1 pseudogene is annotated in these 492 nt (G+C 51.6%); it reads right to left on the bottom strand.

The annotated features are described in order from the left end of the window. Positions 1 to 295: 295 nt before the first annotated feature. Positions 296 to 492, bottom strand: a pseudogene (locus ABJ99_RS04110) (hypothetical protein); the annotation flags it as partial.

Genomic DNA, 492 nt, shown 5'->3' on the forward strand with positions numbered 1-492 from the left:
GTGGTCAATTGATAATAGAGTGGGGTGGTTGGTTTGTGTTGACTGGTCAGACGCCAAGCTGAGTGCTTCATAGACTGTCAACGTCGGCCGAAAAGTGACCCGCTTATGTTTTAAATCGCCGACTTAAAATTGACCCCCTTGGCTTGTGTTATCGAGCCGGTACGGCCCGCGAAGATTGGGCTTCAAGCCGATCATATCGAACAGAACCATCAGCATTGATCACGAAATTGAAAATCGATTGGACAGCGTTGCTTCGTCCATACCCATCAAAAAGGCCACCCGAAGGTGGCCGTGGTCAAGCGTTGATGAGTTGTCTGGCGAGTGCCATTTCTACTGAATCACCGTCCTGGTTCAACGAGTCCAGTCCGGACTCTGGAACATCTCCTGAAGTGCTCTGCGATACGGCGATCTTCTTGGCCATCAGCTGCAGGCAGGTGATCTGAGAGCTGCCGATGTAGCCGAAAAAGATCACCCGGACGTCCTGCTTCTGTC

It is taken from the genome of Pseudomonas syringae pv. cilantro (genome assembly GCF_001293775.1).
GTDB lineage: Bacteria > Pseudomonadota > Gammaproteobacteria > Pseudomonadales > Pseudomonadaceae > Aquipseudomonas > Aquipseudomonas syringae_P.